Origin of the sequence: Novosphingobium sp. (assembly GCF_030696665.1) — a bacterium.
Taxonomy (GTDB): domain Bacteria; phylum Pseudomonadota; class Alphaproteobacteria; order Sphingomonadales; family Sphingomonadaceae; genus Novosphingobium.
Map to the genome: position 1 here is coordinate 33,358 of NZ_JAUYRV010000051.1, position 23,480 is coordinate 56,837.

General features: G+C 60.8%; 25 protein-coding genes and 1 tRNA gene. 18 read left to right on the plus strand and 8 right to left on the minus strand.

Features of this window, described 5'->3' with window-relative positions; translation table 11 throughout:
* Positions 1-2 precede the first annotated feature (2 nt).
* The 11 genes from infB to Q8R81_RS16295 all read left to right on the plus strand — a co-directional run bounded on the left by infB (position 3) and on the right by Q8R81_RS16295 (position 10,444).
* The gene (gene infB, locus Q8R81_RS16245; RefSeq protein WP_305619570.1) at positions 3-2,603 is read left to right on the plus strand and encodes a translation initiation factor IF-2; all 2,601 of its coding nucleotides are present in this window, start codon (positions 3-5) and stop codon (positions 2,601-2,603) included.
* Between the two features lie 173 nt (positions 2,604-2,776).
* Complete coding sequence (locus Q8R81_RS16250) at positions 2,777-3,313, plus strand: DUF1697 domain-containing protein (RefSeq protein WP_305619571.1); 537 nt, start codon at positions 2,777-2,779, stop codon at positions 3,311-3,313.
* Between the two features lie 2 nt (positions 3,314-3,315).
* Positions 3,316-3,720: a 30S ribosome-binding factor RbfA gene (gene rbfA / locus Q8R81_RS16255; RefSeq protein ID WP_305619572.1), complete on the plus strand. Its 405-nt coding sequence runs from the start codon at positions 3,316-3,318 to the stop codon at positions 3,718-3,720.
* Positions 3,721-3,733: 13 nt separating this feature from the next.
* Complete coding sequence (locus Q8R81_RS16260; RefSeq protein WP_305619593.1) at positions 3,734-4,312, plus strand: thymidine kinase; 579 nt, start codon at positions 3,734-3,736, stop codon at positions 4,310-4,312.
* Entirely contained in the window at positions 4,309-4,860 is a 552-nt protein-coding gene (locus tag Q8R81_RS16265) for a GNAT family N-acetyltransferase (protein ID WP_305619573.1), read from the plus strand. The genes Q8R81_RS16260 and Q8R81_RS16265 overlap by 4 nt, the downstream gene beginning before the upstream one ends.
* Positions 4,857-5,564 (plus strand): site-2 protease family protein, encoded by a 708-nt coding sequence (locus Q8R81_RS16270; RefSeq protein WP_305619574.1) that lies wholly within the window; start codon positions 4,857-4,859, stop codon positions 5,562-5,564. The genes Q8R81_RS16265 and Q8R81_RS16270 overlap by 4 nt, the downstream gene beginning before the upstream one ends.
* Before the next feature lies 1 nt (position 5,565).
* Positions 5,566-6,480 carry a tRNA pseudouridine(55) synthase TruB gene (gene truB / locus Q8R81_RS16275; protein WP_305619575.1) on the plus strand — a complete coding sequence of 305 codons (915 nt, stop codon included), beginning with the start codon at positions 5,566-5,568 and terminating at the stop codon, positions 6,478-6,480.
* 5 nt (positions 6,481-6,485) lie between these two features.
* The gene (gene rpsO, locus Q8R81_RS16280) at positions 6,486-6,755 is read left to right on the plus strand and encodes a 30S ribosomal protein S15 (protein ID WP_292623991.1); all 270 of its coding nucleotides are present in this window, start codon (positions 6,486-6,488) and stop codon (positions 6,753-6,755) included.
* Positions 6,756-7,014: 259 nt separating this feature from the next.
* Positions 7,015-9,339: a polyribonucleotide nucleotidyltransferase gene (gene pnp, locus Q8R81_RS16285; RefSeq protein WP_305619576.1), complete on the plus strand. Its 2,325-nt coding sequence runs from the start codon at positions 7,015-7,017 to the stop codon at positions 9,337-9,339.
* A gap of 110 nt (positions 9,340-9,449) precedes the next feature.
* Entirely contained in the window at positions 9,450-9,959 is a 510-nt protein-coding gene (locus Q8R81_RS16290) for a hypothetical protein (RefSeq protein WP_305619577.1), read from the plus strand.
* 254 nt (positions 9,960-10,213) lie between these two features.
* Complete coding sequence (locus Q8R81_RS16295; RefSeq protein WP_305619578.1) at positions 10,214-10,444, plus strand: hypothetical protein; 231 nt, start codon at positions 10,214-10,216, stop codon at positions 10,442-10,444.
* A gap of 4 nt (positions 10,445-10,448) precedes the next feature.
* On the opposite strand, the gene Q8R81_RS16300 is transcribed toward Q8R81_RS16295, so the two are convergent.
* Both Q8R81_RS16300 and Q8R81_RS16305 read right to left on the minus strand, forming a co-directional pair.
* On the minus strand, positions 10,449-11,615 hold the full coding sequence (locus Q8R81_RS16300; RefSeq protein ID WP_305619579.1) for a diguanylate cyclase: 1,167 nt from the start codon (positions 11,613-11,615) through the stop codon (positions 10,449-10,451).
* 72 nt (positions 11,616-11,687) lie between these two features.
* Positions 11,688-12,389 carry a GcrA family cell cycle regulator gene (locus tag Q8R81_RS16305; RefSeq protein WP_305619580.1) on the minus strand — a complete coding sequence of 234 codons (702 nt, stop codon included), beginning with the start codon at positions 12,387-12,389 and terminating at the stop codon, positions 11,688-11,690.
* Positions 12,390-12,508: 119 nt separating this feature from the next.
* Here Q8R81_RS16305 and Q8R81_RS16310 point away from each other — a divergent pair, with 119 nt between their 5' ends.
* Positions 12,509-13,387: an ABC transporter permease gene (locus tag Q8R81_RS16310; protein WP_305619581.1), complete on the plus strand. Its 879-nt coding sequence runs from the start codon at positions 12,509-12,511 to the stop codon at positions 13,385-13,387.
* Between the two features lie 27 nt (positions 13,388-13,414).
* On the opposite strand, the gene hspQ is transcribed toward Q8R81_RS16310, so the two are convergent.
* Positions 13,415-13,795, minus strand: coding sequence for a heat shock protein HspQ (gene hspQ / locus Q8R81_RS16315; RefSeq protein WP_305619582.1), 381 nt, complete (start codon positions 13,793-13,795; stop codon positions 13,415-13,417).
* 176 nt (positions 13,796-13,971) lie between these two features.
* On the opposite strand from hspQ, the gene Q8R81_RS16320 reads away from it, so the two are divergent.
* Together Q8R81_RS16320 and Q8R81_RS18405 are read left to right on the plus strand one after the other, a co-directional pair.
* A tRNA-Ser gene (locus Q8R81_RS16320) sits at positions 13,972-14,061 on the plus strand.
* Between the two features lie 244 nt (positions 14,062-14,305).
* Positions 14,306-14,662, plus strand: a complete 357-nt coding sequence (locus tag Q8R81_RS18405; RefSeq protein WP_371135391.1) for an integrase arm-type DNA-binding domain-containing protein — start codon at positions 14,306-14,308, stop codon at positions 14,660-14,662.
* Between the two features lie 423 nt (positions 14,663-15,085).
* On the opposite strand, the gene Q8R81_RS16330 is transcribed toward Q8R81_RS18405, so the two are convergent.
* On the minus strand, positions 15,086-15,799 hold the full coding sequence (locus Q8R81_RS16330; RefSeq protein WP_305619584.1) for a response regulator transcription factor: 714 nt from the start codon (positions 15,797-15,799) through the stop codon (positions 15,086-15,088).
* Positions 15,800-15,999: 200 nt separating this feature from the next.
* On the opposite strand from Q8R81_RS16330, the gene Q8R81_RS16335 reads away from it, so the two are divergent.
* Both Q8R81_RS16335 and Q8R81_RS16340 read left to right on the plus strand, forming a co-directional pair.
* The gene (locus tag Q8R81_RS16335; protein ID WP_305619585.1) at positions 16,000-17,832 is read left to right on the plus strand and encodes an EAL domain-containing protein; all 1,833 of its coding nucleotides are present in this window, start codon (positions 16,000-16,002) and stop codon (positions 17,830-17,832) included.
* 46 nt (positions 17,833-17,878) lie between these two features.
* Positions 17,879-18,292, plus strand: coding sequence for a BLUF domain-containing protein (locus Q8R81_RS16340; RefSeq protein WP_305619586.1), 414 nt, complete (start codon positions 17,879-17,881; stop codon positions 18,290-18,292).
* A gap of 8 nt (positions 18,293-18,300) precedes the next feature.
* Here the strand turns inward: Q8R81_RS16340 and Q8R81_RS16345 are convergent, their stop codons facing one another.
* Together Q8R81_RS16345 and Q8R81_RS16350 are read right to left on the minus strand one after the other, a co-directional pair.
* Positions 18,301-19,905 carry an ATP-binding protein gene (locus Q8R81_RS16345; protein WP_305619587.1) on the minus strand — a complete coding sequence of 535 codons (1,605 nt, stop codon included), beginning with the start codon at positions 19,903-19,905 and terminating at the stop codon, positions 18,301-18,303.
* Positions 19,853-20,575 (minus strand): Crp/Fnr family transcriptional regulator, encoded by a 723-nt coding sequence (locus Q8R81_RS16350; RefSeq protein WP_305619588.1) that lies wholly within the window; start codon positions 20,573-20,575, stop codon positions 19,853-19,855. Before Q8R81_RS16350 ends, Q8R81_RS16345 begins: the two co-directional genes overlap by 53 nt.
* 171 nt (positions 20,576-20,746) lie before the next feature.
* On the opposite strand from Q8R81_RS16350, the gene Q8R81_RS16355 reads away from it, so the two are divergent.
* Positions 20,747-21,037, plus strand: a complete 291-nt coding sequence (locus Q8R81_RS16355; RefSeq protein ID WP_305619589.1) for a hypothetical protein — start codon at positions 20,747-20,749, stop codon at positions 21,035-21,037.
* Positions 21,038-21,140: 103 nt separating this feature from the next.
* The gene (locus Q8R81_RS16360) at positions 21,141-21,941 is read left to right on the plus strand and encodes a sensor histidine kinase (protein ID WP_305619590.1); all 801 of its coding nucleotides are present in this window, start codon (positions 21,141-21,143) and stop codon (positions 21,939-21,941) included.
* Here the strand turns inward: Q8R81_RS16360 and Q8R81_RS16365 are convergent.
* On the minus strand, positions 21,917-23,299 hold the full coding sequence (locus tag Q8R81_RS16365; RefSeq protein ID WP_305619591.1) for a mannitol dehydrogenase family protein: 1,383 nt from the start codon (positions 23,297-23,299) through the stop codon (positions 21,917-21,919). The genes Q8R81_RS16360 and Q8R81_RS16365 overlap by 25 nt on opposite strands.
* Positions 23,296-23,480: glucuronate isomerase (locus Q8R81_RS16370; protein WP_305619592.1), on the minus strand; the 185-nt coding region annotated here is incomplete at its 5' end. The genes Q8R81_RS16365 and Q8R81_RS16370, both read right to left, overlap by 4 nt.

Sequence of the window (23,480 nt, forward strand, 5' to 3'; positions counted from 1 at the left end):
CGATGAGCGATAGCGACAAGAAGCCGACACTGGGCCGCAGGCCACTGGGCCTGAAGACCGCAGTAGAGGCAGGAGAGGTCAAGCAGACCTTCAGCCACGGTCGCACCAATAAGGTGGTGGTCGAAGTGAAGCGGCGCAAGCTGATGGGCCGCCCCGGTGAGGCTGCACCCACCGCTGCGCCTGCTGCGCCCGAGCCAGTCGTTGTAGCGACTCCGGTCGCACCGCCGCCGCCCCCGCCGCCCCCTCCGCCGCCGCCTGCGGCCAGCCGTGAAACGCGGCAGGAAATGCAGACCCGTCTGCTGCGCGAAGCCGAGGAAGCGCGTCTTTCTGCGGTTGAGGCACAGAACCGTCGCGAGCAGGAAGACCGGCTCAAGGCGATTGAGGACGAGCGCAAGCGCGCTGAGGAAAAAGCCCGCGCCGAATCCGCGCCCGCACCGCAGCCGGTCGCCACGCCTGAGCCGGAAGCCGCGCCTGTGGTTGAAGCTCCCGCTGCGCCTGTGGCCGCAGCACCCGCAGCAGAAGCTGCGCCTGTGGCAGAAGCCGCCATTGCTGCGCCTGTCGAAGCTGCGGCTCCAGAAGCACCTGCAGCGGTTGCGCCCGCCCCGCGCCGCTTCACCCCTGTGCAGTCAACCGCTCCGGCCAAGCGTCCGGAACCTGCTGCGAAAAAGCCTGCAGTCAATCCGCGCGACCGCAAGACCGAAGATCGCCGTGGTGGCAAGCTCACTGTCACGCGCGCACTGAACGACGATGAAGGCGCTCGCGCCCGCTCGCTCGCCGCGCTCAAGCGTGCGCGCGAAAAGGAAAAGCGTGCCCACTTTGCTGGGCAGTCGCAGCCGCGTGAAAAGCAGGTCCGCGATGTCATCGTGCCAGACGCGATCACCGTGCAGGAACTGGGCAACCGCATGGCCGAAAAGGCTGCGGACCTTGTCAAGGCGCTGTTCAAGATGGGCATGATGGTCACCATCAACCAGACCATCGATCAGGACACCGCCGAACTGCTGGTCACCGAATTCGGCCACAATATTCTGCGTGTGAGCGACAGCGACGCCGATATCGATACCTCGATTGACGTCGATGATGAAGAATCGCTGATCACGCGCGCGCCGGTCGTGGCGATCATGGGTCACGTCGATCACGGCAAGACCTCGCTGCTCGATGCGCTGCGCGGGACTGACGTTGTGCGCGGTGAAGCCGGTGGCATCACGCAGCACATCGGTGCCTATCAGATCAAGACCAAGGCGGGCGATCTGATCACCTTCCTTGATACTCCGGGCCATGAAGCCTTCACCGAAATGCGCATGCGCGGTGCCAATGTCACCGACATCGTCATTCTGGTGGTTGCCGGTGATGATGGGCTGATGCCGCAGACGATTGAGGCGATCAACCACACCAAGGCTGCGGGCGTGCCGATGATCGTGGCGATCACCAAGTCGGACAAGCCTGAATTCAACCCGCAGAAGATCCGTGAACGCCTGCTCGAACACGAAATCATCGTGGAAGACATGTCGGGCGATGTGCAGGACGTGGAAGTTTCGGCCAAGACCGGTGACGGTTTGGACAACCTGATCGAAAAGATCCTGCTTCAGGCCGAACTGCTCGAACTGCGCGCAAACCCGGATCGCGCGGCAGAAGCCACCGTGATCGAAGCCAAGCTCGACAAGGGCAAGGGTCCGCTCGCCACCGTCCTCGTCAATCGCGGCACTCTGAAGGTTGGCGACATCCTCGTCGTCGGCACCCAATCGGGCCGCGTTCGCGCGATGCACGATGACAAGGGCCGCCAGATCAAGGAAGCCGGTCCGTCTCTGCCAGTCGAAGTCCTCGGCCTTGGCGGTGTGCCAATGGCAGGCGACACGCTGACCGTGGTGGAAAGCGAAGCCCGCGCGCGTGAAGTGGCAGCCTACCGCCACGAACGTGCCACGGCAAAGCGTACCGCGCAGGCGCCCGCCAGCCTCGAAAACATGTTCTCGGCGCTTGCTGCCAAGAGCACGGTCATCGAATATGCGTTGGTCGTCCGTGCCGACGTGCAAGGCTCCGCCGAAGCCATCGTCAATGCGCTCAACAAGATTTCGACCGACGAGATCAAGGTCCGCATCCTGTCATCGGGCGTTGGCGCGATCACCGAAAGCGACGTCAATCTGGCCCAGGCCAGCGGCGCACCGATTGTCGGCTTCAACGTCCGTCCGAACGCCAAGGCGCGCGAACTGATCGAGCGCAACAAGGTGCGGATGAAGTACTTTGACGTGATCTATCAGCTCACCGACGATATTCGCGCGGAAATGGCGGGCGAGCTTGGACCGGAAGCGATCGAAACGGTTGTTGGCCGTGCCGAAGTCAAGGAAGTCTTCCCTGCGGGCAAGAAGGACAAGGCTGCCGGTCTGCTGGTCGTCGAAGGCGTCATCCGCAAGGGCCTCCACGCCCGTCTCACGCGCAACGACGTTATCGTCAGCCGCACGACTATCCAGTCGCTGCGTCGCTTCAAGGACGACGTTGCCGAAGTGCGCGGCGGTCTGGAATGCGGCGTTCTGCTGACCGACACGAACGACATCAAGGCTGGCGATCAGCTGGAAGTCTTCGAAGTCGAAATGCGCGACCGGACTTTGTAAAACACGCTCCGCGAAGCCGGAGCACCATAAATCCCCCTCCCGCTTGCGGGAGGGGTTAGGGGAGGGCCTGTTAAACCGGCTCAACCCAACAAGCCCTCCCCCGGCCCCTCCCGCAAGCGGGTGGGGAGGAGGTTGGCATCCATACCGGCATGCCGGTCGGATGGAGATTCGGTTTGACCCGCTATGTCGCCCTGTTCGGTTCCATCAACGTCGGCGGCAATCGCCTGACGATGGCGGACATGCGCTATGCGTTTGAGCGGGAAGGGCTGACGGGCATCGAGACAGTGGTCGCCAGCGGCAATTTGCTGTTCGATTATGATGACCGTCCGTTAGATGGTCTCGAAGACCTCTTTTCCCACGTCATGCTGGAGCGCTTCGAGATAAACAGCTTCGTTGCGGTGCGCGATCGCGTGGCCATTGCCGAGGCGGTGGAGGGCAATCCCTTCACCGGCATCGGCAAGGACAACCTCGTCCACACGCTGTTCCTTGAACGCCAGCCAGACCAGGCCGCGTTCGACAAGCTTGCGGCAGATCAGGCGATGCGGGGCATGGAAAAACTCGCAATCGGTGACCGCAGCATCTATATCGATTTCGCGAACGGCGTGGCCGAAAGCAAGCTGACCGGCGCCTTTATCGAGCGCCGCCTCGGCTGTCGGGGCACAGCGCGCAATGTGCGCTCGCTCGCCCGTATCCTTGCAAAGATGAGTTGAATTTGGCCAAGCAGACCACCCCTGAAAACCGCTCCGTCCGCCTGCTGAAGGTGGGGGAACAGGTGCGCCACATCCTGTCCGAACTGCTGATGCGGCAGGAAGCGCATGACGATGTGCTGAGCGCGCATACCGTCTCGGTCACCGAAGTGCGCATGTCGGCTGATTTGCGCCATGCCTCGGCCTTCATCAAGGCGCTGCTGGGCGAGGATGAGGAACTGGTGCTGAAAGCCCTGCGCACCCACACCGCGTTCTTCCAGCGTGAAGTGGCGCAGCGGTTGCGTCTGAAATACGCGCCCAAGCTGAAATTCGTGCCCGACGAAAGCTTCGACACCGCACGCAAGATCGAAAACCTGCTCCGCGATCCCAAGGTCCAGCGCGATCTCGATGCAGCCCCTTCCGAAGACTGACCGGCGCGCGGCGATGGCCAAGCTCTATTTCTACTATGCCAGCATGAACGCCGGCAAATCGACCAATCTGCTGCAAGCGGACTTCAACTACCGCGAGCGTGGGATGGCGACGATGCTGTGGACCGCCGCCATCGATGATCGCGGTGGCGAGCGGGCGATTGAAAGCCGCATCGGGCTTAACGCACAGGCGCATCGCTTTGATTCTGAAACCGATTTGTGGGGCAGGGTGGCGGCTGCTCATGCGGTGGAGCCGCTGTCCTGCGTACTGGTGGACGAAGCGCAGTTTCTGTCAAAAGCGCAGGTCTGGCAACTCGCCCGCATTGCCGATGAGGCCGGAATTCCCGTGCTGTGCTATGGCCTTAGGACCGATTTCCAAGGTGAACTGTTCGAAGGTGCGGCCGCCCTGCTGGGCATCGCGGACTCGCTGGTCGAACTGAAAGCCGTCTGCCACTGCGGCCGCAAGGCCACCATGAACTTGCGCGTCGATGACAGCGGCGCGGCGGTGAAGGCCGGGGCGCAAACTGAAATCGGCGGGAATGACCGCTATGTCGCGCTGTGCCGCAAGCATTTCTCCGAGGCGATGAACCCATGAGCGATGATGGTCTCTACGTGCGGCTGTCCGATGGGGACTTGCGGCTTGAGATATTGCGGGAAGAGCACCGCGAAGGCCTACGCGCGGCGTGCGCACAAGACGCTGAAATCTGGGATCTTTACCCGTTCACCTATTGGGGTGAGGCTTTCGATCCCCAGTTTGACACCATGATCGTCGGCAGCAAAGTGCGTCGTCCTTATGCGGTGTTCGATGGTGACACGCTGGTTGGCATGACGGCCTGGATCGAACATGGCGCGGCCGGTTGGTCGGTAGAGATCGGAAACTCCTACATCGTACCCGCAGTGCGCGGCACCGGCTTCAACCGGCGGCTCAAGTATCTGATGTTGAACCATGCTTTCGCCTGCGGGCTGGAGCGCGTGGCATTCAAGGTCGATGCGCTGAACCTGCGCAGTCAGGCAGCCGTGCGGAAAGTTGGCGGGGTTGAGGAAGGCTTGATGCGCCACGAACGCCGCACATGGACCGGGCGGGTGCGCAACACCGTCCTGTTTTCGATCCTGCGCGATGACTGGACAGGCACAAGCGCATGAATCCCGAAGGAATTTTCTGGCAGATCGCAACCATCGCGATCCCGATGATCATGGCCATCGTCTTCCACGAAATCGCCCACGGCTGGGTCGCCCGCGCGCTGGGTGACCCTACGGCGGCAGAACAAAACCGCTTGAGTCTCAACCCCTTGCGCCACGTCGATCCGTTCGGAACGATCATCCTTCCCGGCCTGCTCAAGCTGTCGGGCGCGCCGGTGTTCGGTTGGGCCAAGCCGGTTCCGGTGGATTTCAGCCGCCTGCGCAATCCGCGCTGGGGAATGGTCGCCGTGGCGGCGGCGGGGCCGGGGATGAACTTTGTTTTGGCTGCATTTTCTGCCGTGGCGCTGGGGTTGCTGGTGCGGGCGACGGACTATGCGGCGGAACCGGGGCTGGGTGTCCTGTTCGTCGCAGATAACCTGCGCAACTTCCTGATTGTGAACATTTTTCTGGGCATGTTCAATCTTCTGCCGATCCCGCCGTTCGATGGCTCGCGGATCGTCATGGGCATTCTCCCGGCACCGCTGGCGCGCGGATATGCGAAGCTGGAACCGTTCGGGCTGATTATCGTATTCGGATTTCTTGTTATTCTTCCGTACTTTATGCCCGAACTTCGGTTGGTGGAACGCTTGGTCGGGCCGCCGGTGCAGTGGCTGGGCGAGCACTTGGCGGGGCTGGCCGGGTTTGTGGCCGGGCCAGAGCCGCAGTAGGGTGGTTGACGGTTGGATCATCCTCGACAAGCCGCTGGAAATGGGGTCGACTCAAGGGGTTGCGGCGGTGAAGCGCAACTTGCGGCAGGCTGGCTTTGGCAAATGCAAGGTCGGCCACGGCGGCACGCTCGATCCGCTCGCAACCGGCGTGTTGCCGATCGCAGTTGGAGAGGCGACGAAGCTGTGCGGGCGGATGTTGGATTCCGACAAGATTTACGCCTTCACAGTGACCTTCGGAAGCGAGACGGATACCCTTGATCTGGAGGGCAAAATCATCGCCACAAGTGAGGTCCGCCCCACACTCGCGGCGCTTCAGGACGCTCTAGGTGCATTTAGGTGCACTTCGGAACAGGTGCCTCCGGCCTACTCCGCGCTGATGGTAAATGGCCAGCGCGCCTATGATCTGGCACGTGCCGGAGAGACTGTCGAACTGCCATCGCGGACCGTTACGATCCGCGAACTAACGCTCGATGGCTTCACCGGAACCGATGCGGCGGTTGAATCTGCAACCCTGACTGCCCATGTGACAAAAGGCACCTATATCCGCAGCCTTGCCCGGGACATCGCCCGCGCGCTGAACACTGTTGGACATGTCACGATGCTGCGCCGCCTGAAGGCCGGACCGTTCGCAATTGGACAGGCGATTTCGCTGGACAAACTGAACGATGTCGGTCAAGGCGCGGCCCTTGAACACATACTCTTGCCGCTGGAGGCAGGGCTGGTCGACATCCCGGCTCTCAACCTCGATCCCGAGCAGGCAAGGGCGGTCCGCCAGGGCCGCGTTCTGGCGGGATTGCCCCACGACGACGGGCTTTACTGGGCGAGGGCTGGCAATCTGCCGGTCGCGCTGGTGGAGCTTGCAGGCGGAAGTCTGAAAGTCTCGCGGGGGTTCAACCTTTCCGATGTCGCGGAGTAAAGAATATGTCGATTACCGCTGAAAAGAAGCAGGAAGTCATTGCCACGCACGCTCGCGCCGAGGGTGACACCGGTTCGCCGGAAGTCCAGGTCGCGATCCTGACCAGCCGTATCCTGACGCTGACCGAGCACTTCAAGTCCAACCACAAGGACAACCACTCGCGTCGCGGCCTGCTGATGATGGTCAACAAGCGTCGTTCGCTTCTCGACTACCTGAAGAAGAAGGACGTGGGTCGTTACAACGACCTGATCCAGAAGCTCGGTCTTCGTAAGTAACGCAAACGTTCGGCCCGCCTTGGCGGGCCGTTTCGTTTTGGCATCCCCGCGAAGGCGGGGATCTTATGCGGCAACAAAGAGGCCGCGTAAAACGACTGAGGCCCCCGCCTTCGCGGGGGTTTAGCTATTTTGAATTGGCATGTTCGCAATTCGGCGGACAGCCTTCGGGGCACGACAAACGGCCCCACACCGGACCGGGACGGTATTCCCCGGCAGCAAACCCCGCACGCAATAGGGCGCGCGGGCTGAAGGAAATACAATGTTCGACGTCAAAACCGTATCGCTGGAGTGGGGCGGAAAGACCCTCACACTGGAAACCGGCCGTGTTGCCCGTCAGGCTGACGGCGCGGTCATCGCCACATATGGCGAAACTGTTGTCCTGTGCGCGGTTACCGCCGCCAAGTCGGTCAAGGAAGGCCAGGATTTCTTCCCGCTGACCGTCCACTATCAGGAAAAGTATTCCGCAGCAGGCCGCATCCCCGGTGGCTTCTTCAAGCGTGAGCGCGGCGCGACGGAAAAGGAAACGCTGGTTTCCCGCCTGATCGACCGTCCGGTCCGCCCGCTGTTCCCCGAAGGTTTCTACAACGAAATCAACGTTATCGCTCAGGTTCTGAGCTATGACGGCGAGACCGAGCCTGACATCGTGGCAATGATCGCTGCATCGGCTGCGCTGACCATCTCGGGCGTGCCCTTCATGGGTCCGATCGCGGCTGCTCGCGTTGGCTACATCGACGGCGAATATGTGCTGAACCCGAAGCAGGACGTTGCGCTGGCCGAAGGCCGTCTCGACCTGACGGTTGCAGCAACTGACACCGCCGTGATGATGGTGGAATCGGAAGCCAAGGAACTGAGCGAAGACGAAATGCTCGGCGCCGTGCTGTTTGCGCACGACGAAATCCGCAAGGTCATCGGCGCGATCATCCAGCTGGCCGAAAAGGCTGCGAAGGAACCGTGGAATATCGACCTCACGGACAACACCGCTGACATCAAGAAGAAGCTCAAGACGCTGGTCGGCAAGGATGTTGCCGCAGCGTACAAGCTGACCGACAAGTCGGCGCGTTCCAACGCACTGAACGAAGCCCGGGCCAAGGCCAAGGCTGCGTTTGCCGCTGAAGGCGCGCAGACCCAGATGGTCGCGATGAAGACGATGAAGAAGGTGGAAGCCGACATCGTCCGTGGCGCGATCCTGAAGGATGGCACCCGCATCGACGGTCGCACGACCACGCAGGTCCGTCCGATCGAAGCGATGGTGGGCTTCCTGCCGCGCACGCACGGTTCTTCGCTGTTCACGCGCGGTGAAACGCAGGCCATCTGCACCACCACGTTGGGCACCAAGGAATCCGAGCAGATGATCGACGGGCTGGAAGGCCTGCGGTATGAAAGCTTCATGCTCCACTACAACTTCCCGCCCTATTCGGTTGGTGAAGTTGGACGTTTCGGCGCTCCGGGCCGTCGCGAAGTGGGCCACGGCAAGCTGGCATGGCGTGCGCTGCACCCCGTGCTGCCGACCAAGGACGAGTTCCCTTATACGATCCGCGTTCTGTCGGACATCACCGAGTCAAACGGTTCGTCTTCGATGGCCACCGTTTGCGGCGGCTGCCTTTCGATGATGGATGCGGGCGTTCCATTGAAGCGTCCGGTTTCAGGCATTGCGATGGGCCTGATCCTTGACGGCAAGGAATTTGCGGTCCTGTCGGACATTCTGGGTGACGAAGACCACCTTGGCGACATGGACTTCAAGGTTGCCGGTACGTCCGAAGGCATCACCACGATGCAAATGGACATCAAGGTTGCCGGGATCACGCGCGAAATCTTCGAAGTTGCCCTGCGGCAGGCTTCGGAAGGCCGCGCGCACATCCTTGGTGAAATGACCAAGGCCCTGGGTGAATCGCGCTCCGAGCTTTCGGCTCACGCTCCGCGTATCGAGACGCTGCAGATCGACAAGTCGAAGATCCGCGACATCATCGGCACTGGCGGCAAGGTGATCCGCGAGATCGTGGCCACCACCGGCGCGAAGGTCGACATCGACGACGAAGGTCTGATCAAGATTTCGTCTTCGGACCTGACCCAGATCGAAGCCGCACGCCAGTGGATCCTCGGCATTGTCGAGGAAGCTGAAGTCGGCAAGGTCTACAAGGGCAAGGTCGTCAACATCGTTGATTTCGGCGCTTTCGTGAACTTCATGGGTGGCAAGGACGGTCTCGTCCACGTTTCCGAAATGAAGAACGAGCGCGTTGAAAAGCCGACCGACGTGGTTAAGGAAGGCCAGGACGTTTACGTCAAGGTTCTCGAAATCGATCCGCGCGGCAAGGTTCGCCTGTCGATGCGCGTTGTCGATCAGGAAACCGGTGGCGAACTGGAAGATACCCGTCCGCCGCGCGAGCCAAAGGGCGACCGTCCGGACCGTGGTGATCGTGGCGACCGTCGTGGTCCGGGTGGCGGCCGTGGTGGTGACCGTGGTCCGCGCCGCGAAGGTGGCGACCGTGGTCCCCGCCGTGAAGGCGGCGGTGATCGTCCACGTCGTGACCGTGAAGTCGGTCCTGCTCCTGATCACATGCCTGCGTTCCTCAAGTCTGACGACTGAGGTTCAGCACAAGCTGTCAAATGAACGAGGCCCCGCCGCAAGGTGGGGCCTTTTTCATTTTACGGCGGGGCATTTGCGAACTGGTGAGCATTTGCTGCGACATTGGGCGCGTGAAACAGGCGTCCGACAAGATCATCAGTTTTGAAAAAACGGCGCGGCGCGATCTGCGCTGGTGGATGATGCTGGTGGTAGGCGCGATGTTTTTGGGGACGGCTATGGTGGTGCCGCCGCAATCCAATTGCAATGCGAGCGGGGAATGCGCGCCGTGGCTGATACCGGTTGCCGGGGTGATGGGGGCGCTCGCGCTTACTATGGCGTTCGGCCAGCTGGCAGCCAATATGCAGCGCGGCAGCAAAGTGGATTTTGCGGCTGGCACGATTGAGTGGTGGCAGGGGCGGACAGCGCGGCATCCGGGCGATCACGGAGCGATGGCACTGGAGGACATTGCCCGCATCCGCATCCAGCACCGCGATGAGGGGGCGAACGCGGTGAGCCTTTATGATCGCGCCGGAGAACGGCAGGCGTTCTTTGACGAGGAGGTGATCCCGTGGCGGCAGGAAGAATGGGCGCGCAGGGTGATCGCGCAGGTGCCGGGCATAGAGCTTGAACTGTGCGATTGAGCGTTTGGACGCCTATCGCCAAGGATAGCGGGGTGCTTTCCCTTTGCCTTCCGGGGGCTTTGGGTCCATAGCGGCGCTATCGGTGGACTGACCAATGTGTAGGCACCACCGACTGAGAGACTCCATGCGCTCCCGCTTACGCAGTGGGAAGCAGACGTGGATCATCCGGCGCACCATTCCCAGCACCTGCGTTCGCTTATGCGTGAGGCTTTGGCCCGCGCATCCGCCTATCGTTTCAGCAAGGAGTGCCGCCCATGAGCCGTGCCATGAACCTCAATCTTCCCGAAGCCACTGTCCGTTCGCGTTGCGAAGCGGCTGGCGTATCGATCAGCGCGCTGGAAGTGCTGCCTTCGGGCGGAAGCCGGCTGGTCTGCACGCGCGAGGAAGGGGCCGATGAAATGCGCATCAAACTGCGCACGAGCATCATTGACGGCAAAGTTGCGCGCTATGCGTTCCAGCGCGCGCAGAATTCGCAGTACAGCTGATAAGTCAGGCTGCGTCCTGCAAAGGCGGAGTATGATTGCCGGCAAGCAGGATCTGGTTTCGGCCAGATTGCTTGGCGGCATAAAGTGCTTCGTCGGCTGCGCGCAGGGCGTCGCTTTTGCTGGCGTAGGCAAAGACATCTGCAATGCCGCCCGAGAACGTGATCCGTCCGAACGGCATATCGGTTGCGCGGTTGACGAGGCGACGCTCTGAGATCTCCTCACGCGCGTGATCAAGCCGATCTCTGGCCTTTTCAGGGCCTAATGCACGGAACAGCACGGCAAATTCCTCGCCGCCGTGGCGCGCCACGTGGCAGCGCGCATCCGAAATGCGGCTGAGCGTGTCGGCAACGACCTTGAGCACCCGGTCCCCGGCGGCGTGACCGTGGGTGTCGTTGATGCGTTTGAAATGGTCGATATCGACGAAGGCGACGCACAGCGATTCGCCTGCCTCCTGAGCAACTGCGATTTCCTTGTCGAGCATCGCTTCGAATGCGCGGCGGTTGGGCAGCCCGGTGAGGTGATCCTCGTCGGCAACTCTGCGCGCTTCGTCGAGACTGTGCTGGAGGGCCTTGGCGCGCTGTTCGGATTCGTTGAGGTCGTGCTCGATCTCACGCGTGCGGTGCATCATCGCCTTGGCCAGCGTGGCCAGTTCGGTGATGACCACGCCGGCCCGGCTGACCTGTTCAAGATCATCGACATGCTGCTGCAGCGCCGCGCCATATTCGCTGGTCGCGTTGCGCGCGCTGCTGGTGGTGCTGGCGAAATCGTCGAGACTTTCTTCAAGCCGCGACATCAGCGCGACGAGCTGCTCAGCGGTGCCATCACCCTTTTCCTCGCGCATGACCTGTTCAAGCCACGGCAGGGTGATGGCCTGACTTTCCTCAATGCGTTCAAGGATCAGCTGGGCAAGGCGAGGGTTGGCACCGGTAACGTAATCGTAGGCGATCTCCAGCGTCCAAGGCATGACTTCAAGATCATGGTCGATCAGGAAATCTGCGACTTTGCCCAATAGGCGGCGCTTGGCGGGCAGCCATATCTCGCGCGCACTGGGATCTCGGAAGTTGGCAATTTCTGCCGATGCCGATTCCTCGACGGTGTCGTCTTCCCCGGAAATGCCGAGCCATTTGAGCAGGCGGGACCGGGATCCGCGCGCGGAGGGATCGTTTGTCATACGCCCTAGAACGGCGAATGCCGCGTGATGTTAACCACGCGGCATTGCAGAAATTGGTGCGTTCAGCGCCGATCAGCGAACTCTGGGACCACCGAACGGCATTGGCGGGGGCGGGCGGCGATGGCCACGGGGCAGCTGCGCCTGATACGCACGGCCACAATGGTCGACGCAGTATGGGAAGCCGGGGTTCACCTTGTCGCCACAGAAGTGGAAGTCCGGCTCACCGGGATGACCCATCGGCCAGCGGCAGATGCGATCGTTCAGATCGAGCAGGCTGGTCTTTTCGGAAATTTCCGGACTGGGGCGTGCCGGCACAAGGCGGCGCGGCGGGGCCGGCGGAATCGGTGCCTGCTGGTCGCCCGGGCCTTGGCGCAAGAAGCCGCCGGGACCGACCGAGACGATGCGCGGCTGCGGGGGAGCAACCGGCGCGTCCGACGCGGGCTTCGCTTCGGCGGCGGAGGCTGGCGCAGGCGCGGCCGCGCGCGGGGCAGGCGGGGGCGGAGCAACCGGCGCGGGGCGCGGTGCTGCGATCTTGGGTTCGGCTGCGAGCGGTGGCGGCGGGGCTGGCTTGGGCACCTTGGGCGCGGGGGCTGCAGCCTCGCTCTTGTCGTTTGCCTTGACCGGCGAAGGGCGCGCCTTCAGCCCCAGGCGATGCGCCTTGCCGATCACCGCATTGCGGCTGACACCGCCGAGCTCTTCGGCGATCTGGCTGGCGGTTGACCCGCCCTCCCACATCTTGGTCAGCTTCTCGATCCGCTCTTCGGTCCAGCTCATGCTTCAAACCTGTCCTTCAGGGCCGCAAGGGTGCGGCCGAATAAAAATACTGTCGGTCCAATGGACCTGTCACGCACGTGACCTTGCCTTAGCCGCGTTGCCACGATACCGCCACCATCATGGTCGATAAAGCGCTAGCCCGCGATGGGGCAACTTCCCGCAACACCGGAACCTTCACCCCGCCCGGGCAACCGGTGTTTCGTGGCTTCAACAGGTTGGGGCTGTGGACCCTCTATATGAAGGAGGTTCGCCGTTTCTTCAAGGTGCAGACCCAGACGATCTGGGCACCTGCGGTAACGACGCTGCTTTATCTGATGATATTCACGCTTGCCCTGGGCGGCGGTGCCAATGGCGGACGTGAAGTGTTGGGCGTAAACTTCGCCAGCTTCGTCGCGCCGGGGCTGATCGCGATGGGCATGATCAACAATTCCTTCGCCAATTCCAGCTTCAGCATGCTGGGCGGCAAGATTCAGGGCACCATCGTCGATTACCTGATGCCGCCGATCTCCACCGGAGAATTGATGCTGGCGCTGGTGGGTGCGGCAGTGACGCGCGCGGTGCTGGTGGGGCTGGCTGTGGCAGGCGCGATGCTGCTGTGGCCGGGCGTGTCGCTGGGTATTGCGCATCTGTGGGCGGTCGTCTGGTTCGGGCTGATGGGGGCGATCCTGCTCGCGCTGATCGGCGTGCTGACGTCTGTCTGGGCGGAAAAGTTCGATCACAACGCAGCGGTGACGAACTTCGTCATCACCCCGCTGTCGATGCTTTCAGGCACATTCTATGTGATCGACAATCTGGCACCCGCGTTTCAGACCGTGAGCCGGATGAACCCGATCTTCTATGTGATCTCAGGCTTCCGCTTCGGCTTTCTGGGGCGGAGCGACATCGGCAGCACCAATATGGCGGTGCTGCACGGCGCGATTGGTCTCGGCGTGCTGAATCTGGCTTTGGGAGCCGGGCTTTACATGGTGCTGAAGTCGGGCTGGAAGCTCAAGAACTGAGGGGGCGGGGGCGCCCCCGCGCTCAGATCAGTGCGAAAGGCTGCGGCGCAGGCGGTAGCGTCCATTGCGGAAGCCTTCGAACATCTCATCAAGCGAGGGATGATCGATCGGTCCCGCTTCGGCATCGCCAAGCAGGTTCTGCTGGCTGACGTAGGCGACGTAGCTGCTCTCGTCGTTCTCGGCGAGGAGGTGGTAAAACGGTTGGTCGCGCGGCGGGCGAATGTCTTCGGGAATGGAATCGTACCATTCCTCGCTGTTTGCGAAGACCGGGTCGATATCGAACACCACACCGCGAAAGCCGAACATGCGATGGCGCACGACGTCGCCAATCGAAAAGCGTGCCGATGAAACGGGAGGGGCCGAGATATCGCGGCCGGCCTGTGGCGAAAAGAAACTCGCGCGGTCCATATTCACAATATAGGCAGATGGTGCGCCGCAAACAAGTTGTTCGCACAGAAAGGTTGGTGACTGCGCGGTGGTGTGGAAAACTGTACCGTTTTTCGCTTGGCAAGCCTGATATCATACGCTAACGGCTCGCTTCCTCGACCGGGAACAGCCCTTTGCGGCCCCCTGATTGGCACCAAGGAGAGGTGGCAGAGTGGTCGAATGCGCTGCACTCGAAATGCAGTGTACGGGAAACCGTACCGTGGGTTCGAATCCCACCCTCTCCGCCAATTCACCTTGCCATCACATGCAATAGCTCGCCAAAATCCCTGGGAAACGCCGCTGGGCCTGTGGCTCATCCCGCGCCACCAATAAACAGGCTTTCAGGCGGTAACCTGAAAAGGAATTGCCCCGAGCAGTGATCTGTTTCCCCTAACGCAGACGGGGGGTATTCTCTCCGACACGAAGATCCGCAAATCTGCGTCAGCCGACAAGCCCTGAAAACTGGCTGACGGGCAGGGCACTTTCCTCCTTGTGCCGCCGAGCGGCGGCAAACTCTGGCGCATGAAGTACTGCGTCGAGGGCAAGGGAATGCTCCTCTCCGTCGGTCCCTATCCCGACGTCACCCTCATCGACGCGCGCAAGAGGCGAGACGTTGCGCGCCGCCAGTTGCGCCAAGGCATTGCCCCCAGCGCCGAGAAGCAGCCAGAGGCCAAGGCTGCCAGCTTGGCTGACGTGTATTCGTTCGAATTGGTCGCGCATGAGTGGTTCGAGATCAGAAAGTGCCGGTGGGTGGGCGCCATCCGAACGACGTCCTGCGCTCGCTTGAGCGGTACGTGTCCCGAAGCTGAGAACCGGTCGACGCCGCCTACAACCGGGCCGAGTGTCTGACGCGCCGTCGGCAGATCGCGTGCGAATGGGCAGACCTGCTGCTTGAGGGGATGCGGCGCGCCGAAGAGCTGCTGACCGTGGCGCGCAGGAAGAGTTAGTGTTTGAAGCAAACGCCATAGAAGCTGCCGGATTCCTTGAGGCATATGGAACCGACTTCGCATTCAGCCGTAAAACTTGCCAAAGTTGCAGAGAGATCCTGGCCAAAGCGCGTATCGGTTGATCGTATCACAAGGGCAGTATGCGGCATCTCTGCGCCGCACGTCCCGTAAATCTACCGTATGGTTCCCCACTTGCCGTTAACTTCAGCCAATGCATTGGTTTTTATGCCAATACTGGGGAAGGGAGGCCGGCATGTCGCTAAACCAAAACGATCCGAACGATGGTACTTTGCCCGCTGCGGCTTACAACGCTGAAACCGTGAACCTAGCCCAGTTTCGGGGCTTCCGCTTTCAGGCTGGTCAAATCAAGGTGTGCGGCCACGATCAAGGCCATAACCTCGGCAATGCTCTTCAGGCCAAGCTTGGCGAAGGCATTGCCCCGGTGCATTTCGACCGTTCGCGGACTGATCCCCAGACGTTGGGCGATAGTCTTGTTGGTGACGCCTTCCATCAGGATCGCGATTATCTCACGCTCGCGCATCGACAATTGCTTTATCCGGCGCAACGCGTCCGTGCGCGTGCGCAACGCGATGTTCAGCCCATCAAGTATGTCGAACGCCTGTGCCAGCATGTGATCAAGCGCATCGGGAGGGAAGGGCTTTTCAAGGAAGTCTATTGCGCCAAGCTTCATCGCGCGCACGGCAACCGATACATCGCCATGCGCGGTCATGATAATGACCGGCCAAGTCACCGCCCGCTCTTTCAGCAGTTCAAGCATTTGCAGCCCGTCAATGCCGGGCATGCGGATGTCGAGCAGGATCGGGGCAGGGGCAAGTTTGGGCAACTGGTCAATGAAATCTGTGCATGCAGCGAATGGCCACGCGTCAATGCTGCACGACCCCAGCAGAAAATGCAGCGATGTGCGCATCTGGCTGTCGTCGTCGATCACATAAACGCAGCGCCTGACCGCGTTGGTGGCCAACGGCTCCGCGCTGACGATCGATGCAAGGGGCTCCTCGGCATGACTGGCTTCCTGCATAAGCGCCTCCAGTTTCTATCGCGCGATCTGTTATGGGATGGCCTGCCTGGTTGGACCGCAACCTCACGTATGGCGCGCCTATCAGTACGGTTGAATCGCGTGCAGATCCGGCTTCATCCGCGGGATGCTGTGTCATGATCTGCAGCGCACCTAGCATCAGTGCGTTGAATCCGCAAAATTTTGTTTCCTTTCAAAATGATGTGCAGACGCGGCGTCGGAAGGCGATTGGCCAGTACCACATTCTTGACAGTGCATCTGAAGCGGATTTCGATAACATCACGATGCTCACCGCCCGCATTTGCGGTGCGCAGTCAGCAGCGATCAGCTTTATCGATGATCACCGGCAATGGTTCAAAGCCACTTGGGGTATAGACCAGCGCGAAACCCCGATTGCCGTTTCGTTTTGCGCGCATGCAATTGAATCAGAGGCGATCTTTGTCGTCCGCGACGCCCATCTCGATCCACTTTTTGCGAACAATCCGCTGGTTACAGGAGCGCCGCATATTCGCTTCTACGCAGGTATGCGTATCGAAGCAGATGACGGCACGCCGATTGCCTCGCTGTGCGTCTTTGATCCGCAGCCCCGTCCTGGTGGCCTGACAGAGCAGCAAGCCGTCGCCTTGCGCGTGCTTGCTTCGCAAGTGCAGGCGTTGTTGCAATTGCGCCTGTCGCTGATTGATCGCGAGGCGCAGGTAGCAGCGCAGACCAAGCTATCCAACGAGTTGAGATATGTAGCCGACCACGATGTGCTTACCGGATTGCCGCATCGCGGGCCTTTCAACAAGCGACTGCGATCTGCCATCCATGACGCACGGCAGGATGGCGCGCGCCTCGCGCTGATGCTGATTGACGTGGATCACTTCAAACAGATCAACGATTCGCTGGGGCACACGGCAGGTGACGCCATGTTGATCAAGTTTGCCGAACGCTTGCGTGGGATTCTGCGTGTCACAGATACAGTCGCGCGGCTTGGCGGAGACGAGTTTGGGGTCGTGCTGACCGACATAAACCGCAGCGAGGAAGTCTCGGCAATTGTCCACTCGCTGATCGAACGATTGCACAAACCGATGGAGCATGAGGGGCGGCTGGTGGACTGCCGCGCCAGCATCGGGCTGGCAATCTATCCCGATCATGCCGACACCGCCGAATTGCTGACGCGGTGCTGCGATCAGGCGCTTGCAGAGGCCAAACAATCGCGCGGATGTGTAGAGACGTTTCATCCCGGCATGGCTGAAGAATTCGAGCGCGAGAGCAGGATGCTGAAGGTCGCCCGGCAAGGCATCGAGATGCAGCGGATTGTCCCGCATTACCAGCCCAAGATCGCGTTGAGTTCAGGCCGGCTGGTCGGCTTCGAAGCGCTGGTGCGATGCGCGCTGAACGAAGGCCCGGCGATCCTGCCGGAAATGTTCGAACTGGCTTTTGCAGACCGCGAACTTGCCGCTGCCATCAGCCGCCAGATGATTGACAGGGTGCTCGATGACATGCGCAGCTGGATCGATCGTGGCCTTGCGTTCGGACATGTCGCGATCAACACATGCGCGGCAGATTTCCACGCCAACGATTTTGCCGAACGACTGCTGGGCAACATCGAACAACGCGGGCTTGATCCTCGCTTGATCGAAGTGGAGGTCACTGAAGGTGTGTTCCTCGGTCGCGGGGCGCACCACGTCGCCCGCGCGCTGTCGGTGCTCAGCCAACGCGGCATCCGGATTGCGCTTGACGATTTCGGCACCGGATTTGCTTCGTTGACGCACCTGAAGCAGTTCCCGGTGGATGTCCTCAAGATTGATCGGTCGTTCGTGGCGGGTATCGGCAGCAATCCGGACGACACAGCCATCGTCCGCGCCCTGATCGGCCTTGGGCAAAGCTTGGGTATCGAGACGGTTGCAGAGGGCATCGAGACTTTGGCGCAGGCAGAATTCGTCAAGACGCACGGCTGCGATGTCGGGCAGGGCTTTCTTTACAGCGCAGCACACCCTGCTGATCTTGTGCCGTCAATAATCGATCTTCTGACGGATCCGGAGGCTGCCTGACAAAAAGCCCGTCAACGGATCGCGCGTTTTATTGTCAGGATATGCCATGCCGCTGCATTCATTATTGTATATCAGCAACAGCTGCATCGCGCCCAAGGATGCACCAGTGGTGGTCAAGTCCATTGCTGCCAAGGCGCTGAAACACAATCCAGCCGTCGGCCTGACCGGCGCCTTGCTGTTCACCGGAACCCATTTTGCCCAGATTCTGGAAGGCGCGCGCACTGCTATCGACCAACTCATGGAGCAGGTCATTCAAGACCCGAGGCACGATCATCTTGTGATCGTCGATAAAGGCCCCCTCAAAGTGCGCCAGTTTGCAGACTGGAGCATGGCCTATTTCGGCCCGTCGCTGTTTGTCAGCCGCCACGTTACCCGCCTGCTGAACAATCCATCGCCGCAAGAACGTCGGCGGGCGGCCGAATGGCTGACTGAACTGATGCGGCAGTTTTCGAACAAGTGAACGCGTCTTCAGGCCGAAGAGTGCCCCGCAACGGCGGCGTCATCCTTGATCGGAACCGAAAAGCACAACTCTGACCCATCCGGGCTGCTGTTTTCCAGCCAGATCCGGCCATTGTGCGCCTCCACTATGGTGCGGCTGATCGATAGCCCCAGTCCCATTCCGCCCTCTTTCGAGGATTCGGACCACGCAAATATTTGTTCGGCAACTTCGATGGCAACCCCGGCGCCGGTATCGCAGATGCACACGACCAGGTGGGCATCGACGACTTTTGCCGAGACGGTAACCTGTTTGATCGGCGTGCCCATGACCGCGTCGCAGGCATTTCGGAGCAGGTTGATGATTACCTGCTGAATCTGCACCCTGTCGGCCGCCATGTGAGTAGCAACGGGAATATCCTGCGTGATGGTAATGGCAGGAGACACGGTCGCCTGTACCAGCCGGATACATTCGCTGACCGCATCCTGCAGATCGAAAGCTGCTCGGTCCGGCTCCCGGCGACGGGTCATTTCACGCAGGTTTCGGATGATGTCGCCCGCCCGCTGCGCCGCTTCCTCAATGCCACGCAGCGCAAACGCCAGTCTTCCGGAATTTGGCGATGCCGCATCATCAAGCCTCGGATCGGCAAGACGCGAAATCCCTGCAGCGTAATTGGCTATTGCTGCCAGTGGCTGATTTAGCTCGTGCGCCAGCGTGGCGGCCATTGTTCCCATCGCGTTTACCCGCGAAACGTGGATCATTTGCGCCTGCAACGTCGACAGCTTCTCGGCCGTTTCGCGCTGTTCAGTCACGTCATAGCCTTCGCAGAACAATCCCGTGATGGTGCCATCGGCATCGCGCACCGCTTGATAGACAAAATCGCAATACCGCAACGCTTTCTCACCGGTTTGCGGATTGACTATTTCCATCGGAATGCCTTTGCCAACAAAAGGCTCACCGCTGCGGTAGACGTCGTCCAACACCTTGAGAAAGCCCTGCTCGACAATTTCCGGCATGGATTCGGCCACCGTCCGGCCTTCGAGGTCTTCTTTGGCGACAAAGCGTTTGTACGACGCATTGGCAAAGCTGAACCGATGGTCCGGTCCGTTGGACGTGGCAATAAACCCGGGTGCCATCGCATATAGCGCATGCATGGCATTGCGTTGATCCAGCAGCCGTTCGACTTGGCCATCGGTCTCGACAAAGGTAAACATGTGTTGGTGCACAGCCCCATGTTTGTCAGCAATCGGGCTTAAAAACACCGTAGCCATGAAATCGGGACCATTGATCCTTCGGCACGGCATGCCCCATGTGCCGTGGCTGCCTGCACGCATTTCCTGCTGGATCAAGGACATGCTGGTTGAATCGATGACGCTGCCCAACAATGCTTCCAACGGTTTGCCAAGTATCACCGCGCGAGCATGCCCAGTCAGCGCCAGAAAGGCATCATTGGCAAAGATGATCGGATCGCCCGGTGCGTGATCATCGGTAAAGAACATCGGCATGTGCGTGGCCTCGGCCACCGCGATCAGGGCAGCCGATTGCCCACCAGTCGCCCCGAAGCCGTCGTCTTCAGTGGGGTGCTCAGCCAACCTGCTTAAGCCGGCCGTGGAGGTAGTTTCCGTCAAAGCCAGCAATTTCCGACAGCCTGACAGGGTCGATGATGGTCAACGAGCCGGATCGCAATTCCATTACTTTCCCCAGTCGCAAAGACTTGAGCACACGGTTCACATGCACCGGGGTAAGGCCGACCGCGTCGGCTATGACAATTTGCGTCAGCGGCATTTCGCATTGGTCGTCTGTGGCCAGCCCGATATTGCGCATGCGGATGTAAAGCTCGCACATGAGATGCGCGATGCGTTCGTTGGCCGTCCGCCTACCCATGCTGACGATCCAGGCACGCAACACGCTCTGATCCACCAGTTGCGACCACCAGAAGGCACGGGTAATCGTCGGCCTTGCCTGAACGAGCACTTCCATCTGGGCACGTGGGACCGAGGCAACCTTGGCATTGGTAATCGTGACGATGCTGTGATCAACAGCCTTGAGCACCGCGATGTGAATGTCACAGAAATCGCCCGGCAGCATGAAGGCGAGGATCTGCCGCCCACCATCGGGCAGGATCTTGTATCCACAAGCCCAGCCTTCCAGCATCACGAACACCGGATCCGGGCTGTCGCCCTCCATGATCAGGTGATGGCCAGCAGGCACGTCGCGAACGTTCCGGCATGCGTCGGCCAGCAGGCCTACGTCTGCATCGTTGAGCGGAGCGTAGCCGCTTAGGCGTTTGGTAAAGGCATTGGCCATAATCTGCTCCTGCCCATCGACTACCTTGCCTGCCCAGTGGATGCATTAACCTCGGTTGTGTTCCCAACTGTCAAAAGGGTTCATAAGTCAGCGACTGCCAGTACGCTACCCCAGGCACTGTCAGCAGGAAGCAGCAGTATCGCTCCCGCCTGGCATCACATCGGCACATTCATGAGCAACGATCCCAGCAACGCCTCGCCAACTCCTCAGCAAATGCGCGATCTTGAACCGGATGCGCACGGGCAGGCGGCGTTGCTGCTGGCGGAAAGCATCTTGCACGCTTTGGTTGAAACCAAAACCCTGACAACTGCCGAGGCGCTTTCAGTGATTCAGACAACGTGTGAAATCAAGGTTGAAGTGGCAGAAGAAGCGGGAGAATCGCAAGGGCGGATGAAGCAGTCGCTTGCGTTGCTGCGGGCGATCTCAGCAAGTTTTGCCGTTGATGCCGAATTCACCGAATAATTCATTTAATATCAATTGTTTTCTTAACCCGGATTAAGATGTCAGGCCCAAATCTCTGCCATACAATCTTTGCCAAACCGGCTCGGGATATCAGGAAACGATGATGACCACGAACATTGCGGCAAATTCCAGCGGGCGGTTCAGCGCGATCGCCAAGGAAGAAATGATATTGCAGCTTTTTGCGCCAGTTTCGCCAATCGGCAGCAAAGTTAACGCATCGCCGCCGGACTACGGTTCTTTGTGGCGAGCCGATGCCATTCACCGGGCAAAAAACATGGCACAGTTAACGGCTTCGCTTGCGACTTTGGCTGAAGACCCATCCCGTGACTGGCTGTCTCGGGATGTTGTGGTAAAAACCCGCAGCCTTGCACGGGCATATCATGAACTGGGAACCGATTGTGGGTCGACCGAACTGGTGCCTTGCGTCCCGCTGCTTTCAGCGATTGTAACGCACCTGGCAGAGATATTTGGATCGGCGCGCCAGATCACGGTCTCCATCGATGCCGATAAAGTCCTGCTGGTTCCCGATATGCGGCGGGCGCTAATTCTGATTTGCAGCGAGCTTGTTATCAACGCTTTGAAATACGGCTATCCCGGCGCGACAGGCGGCACTATTTGCGTCACTCTCAAGCAACTGGACGCAGGATTGTCGTTGGTCGTCGAAAATGACGGCGTCGACTTCACCAGTGACAGCACAGCCAATCAGGGAAGTGCGCTGCTTGAGCGTCTTGGCGCAGTACTGGGAGCATCGATTGAACGCGGCAGTGACCGTCAGGGTCATGGTTATCGCGTCGGTGCCACGGTGGATGCAGGCCAGACGTTGCAGGCGACCGGGTTCGGGTCGCCATCTACATCAGCAGGCAGCGCAAAAATGGTGCATCAACGGTCCATGCGCCACGCATAGTGCGTTTGCCTATCCGCTGCGGTGGGCTGCCATGTTCCTGCGAGCGGGCCATTGTCGGTGAACAGGGCGGTGGCGGCATCGTGTGGGTTTGGGTTGCGGTTGACGATGGCGGTGAGCTTTTCGGCCAGCGGATCGTCGACCGGGCCGTTTGCGCCGGTCAGGTGATGGAGCCATGCGGCGATGGCTTGCAGGATGGCGGGGCATGTGCGGCCTTGGGCTGCATTTTCGGCGAGGGTTTCGAGCCAGCGCTGGGGGATTTTCTGGCTGCCGTCCATTGCGATCTGGATGAGGCGATGGTTCAGCGCGGGGTTGGCGAAGCGGGCGATCAGCGCGTCGGCATAGGCGGCGAGGTTCTGGTTGGGCGCGGGCGTGATGGTGGGCGCGGCTTCTTGGCGCATCAGAGTTTCGGCCAGATGGTGCAGGGCGGGATCGGCCACGGCTTCGTGAACGTATGTGTGGCCCGCCTTGAGGCCGCAATAGGCCAGCGCCGAGTGCGCGCCGTTGAGCATGCGCAGCTTGGCGGTTTCATATGGAGCGACGTCTGCAACCAGTTGCGCGCCGACCGCTTCCCATTTGGGGCGGGGGCCTGCGAACTTGTCCTCGATCACCCACTGGCTGAACGGTTCGGTGACGACGCAGGCGTCATCCTGCAGGCCGCCGAGGGCTTGGGCGATGCCTGCGCGGTCCTCGTCGGTGGTGGCGGGCACGATGCGGTCGATCATGGTGGATGGGCAGGTGCAGTGGGCCTCGAACCATGCCACCAGATCGGGTTCGTGGCGGGCGAGGTATTGCAGCATCAGGCGCTCAAGCTTTGCGCCGTTGTCGGCCAAGTTGTCGCAGGGCAGCAGTGTCACGCCGGGTAGGCCCGCGTTGCGGCGGCGGAGCAGGGCTTGCGTGACAAAGTAGTAGAAGCTGAGCGAATGCGCCTGTTCGAAATCGAGATCGCCGCTGGCGGTGCGGCAATATCCCTTTTCGGTGACGGTGAGGCTGACGATGTGCGTGGCAGGTGCGGCTACGGCGGCGATGACGGCGTCCGGCTCCTCGCTGGCGACGAGCACATTGCGGACTGAACCGACGATGCGCAGGGCAGGGACGTCACCCGATTGCTCGGCCACGGTGTAGAGTCCGCCCTGCGGGTTCATCTGTCGCGCCACGCCGGGGGAGCGGAGCGAGACGCCGGTGATCATCCAGTCCCGGTCGCCCGTATTCATGGCAGCATCGGTGTACCACGCCTGATGTGCGCGGTGGAACGCGCCGATGCCGAAGTGGACGATGCCCACGGCTTGGGCGTCACGATCATAGAGCGGGCGGGCGACTTCGGCGGGCAAGCTGGCCAGCGTTTCGGGCGAAAGCCTCACAGCTTGTAGGCCTTCTTGGCAAGGTTGTAGGACAGGTCTTGCGCCAGTTCAGCGGCTTCCCAGTCCTCGATGCGGTGTTCCATCACCAGTTCGGCAAGGAAGCCGCAGTCGATGCGGCGGGCCACGTCGTGGCGCGCGGGGATCGACAGGAAGGCGCGGGTATCGTCGTTGAAGCCGACGG

Bases quoted from the DNA above. Each gene is read 5' to 3' on its own strand.
- Q8R81_RS16330 (WP_305619584.1), bottom strand. From the start codon at position 15,799: ATGCAGGAAGCCAGTCATGCCGAGGAGCCCCTTGCATCGATCGTCAGC.
- hspQ (WP_305619582.1), bottom strand. From the start codon at position 13,795: ATGGACCGCGCGAGTTTCTTTTCGCCACAGGCCGGCCGCGATATCTCG.
- Q8R81_RS16355 (WP_305619589.1), top strand. From the start codon at position 20,747: ATGAGCAACGATCCCAGCAACGCCTCGCCAACTCCTCAGCAAATGCGC.
- Q8R81_RS16260 (WP_305619593.1), top strand. From the start codon at position 3,734: ATGGCCAAGCTCTATTTCTACTATGCCAGCATGAACGCCGGCAAATCG.
- Q8R81_RS16340 (WP_305619586.1), top strand. From the start codon at position 17,879: ATGCCGCTGCATTCATTATTGTATATCAGCAACAGCTGCATCGCGCCC.
- rpsO (WP_292623991.1), top strand. From the start codon at position 6,486: ATGTCGATTACCGCTGAAAAGAAGCAGGAAGTCATTGCCACGCACGCT.
- Q8R81_RS16265 (WP_305619573.1), top strand. From the start codon at position 4,309: ATGAGCGATGATGGTCTCTACGTGCGGCTGTCCGATGGGGACTTGCGG.
- Q8R81_RS16360 (WP_305619590.1), top strand. From the start codon at position 21,141: ATGACCACGAACATTGCGGCAAATTCCAGCGGGCGGTTCAGCGCGATC.
- Q8R81_RS16295 (WP_305619578.1), top strand. From the start codon at position 10,214: ATGAGCCGTGCCATGAACCTCAATCTTCCCGAAGCCACTGTCCGTTCG.
- Q8R81_RS16305 (WP_305619580.1), bottom strand. From the start codon at position 12,389: ATGAGCTGGACCGAAGAGCGGATCGAGAAGCTGACCAAGATGTGGGAG.
- Q8R81_RS16300 (WP_305619579.1), bottom strand. From the start codon at position 11,615: ATGACAAACGATCCCTCCGCGCGCGGATCCCGGTCCCGCCTGCTCAAA.
- Q8R81_RS16270 (WP_305619574.1), top strand. From the start codon at position 4,857: ATGAATCCCGAAGGAATTTTCTGGCAGATCGCAACCATCGCGATCCCG.
- infB (WP_305619570.1), top strand. From the start codon at position 3: ATGAGCGATAGCGACAAGAAGCCGACACTGGGCCGCAGGCCACTGGGC.
- Q8R81_RS16310 (WP_305619581.1), top strand. From the start codon at position 12,509: ATGGTCGATAAAGCGCTAGCCCGCGATGGGGCAACTTCCCGCAACACC.
- pnp (WP_305619576.1), top strand. From the start codon at position 7,015: ATGTTCGACGTCAAAACCGTATCGCTGGAGTGGGGCGGAAAGACCCTC.
- Q8R81_RS16350 (WP_305619588.1), bottom strand. From the start codon at position 20,575: ATGGCCAATGCCTTTACCAAACGCCTAAGCGGCTACGCTCCGCTCAAC.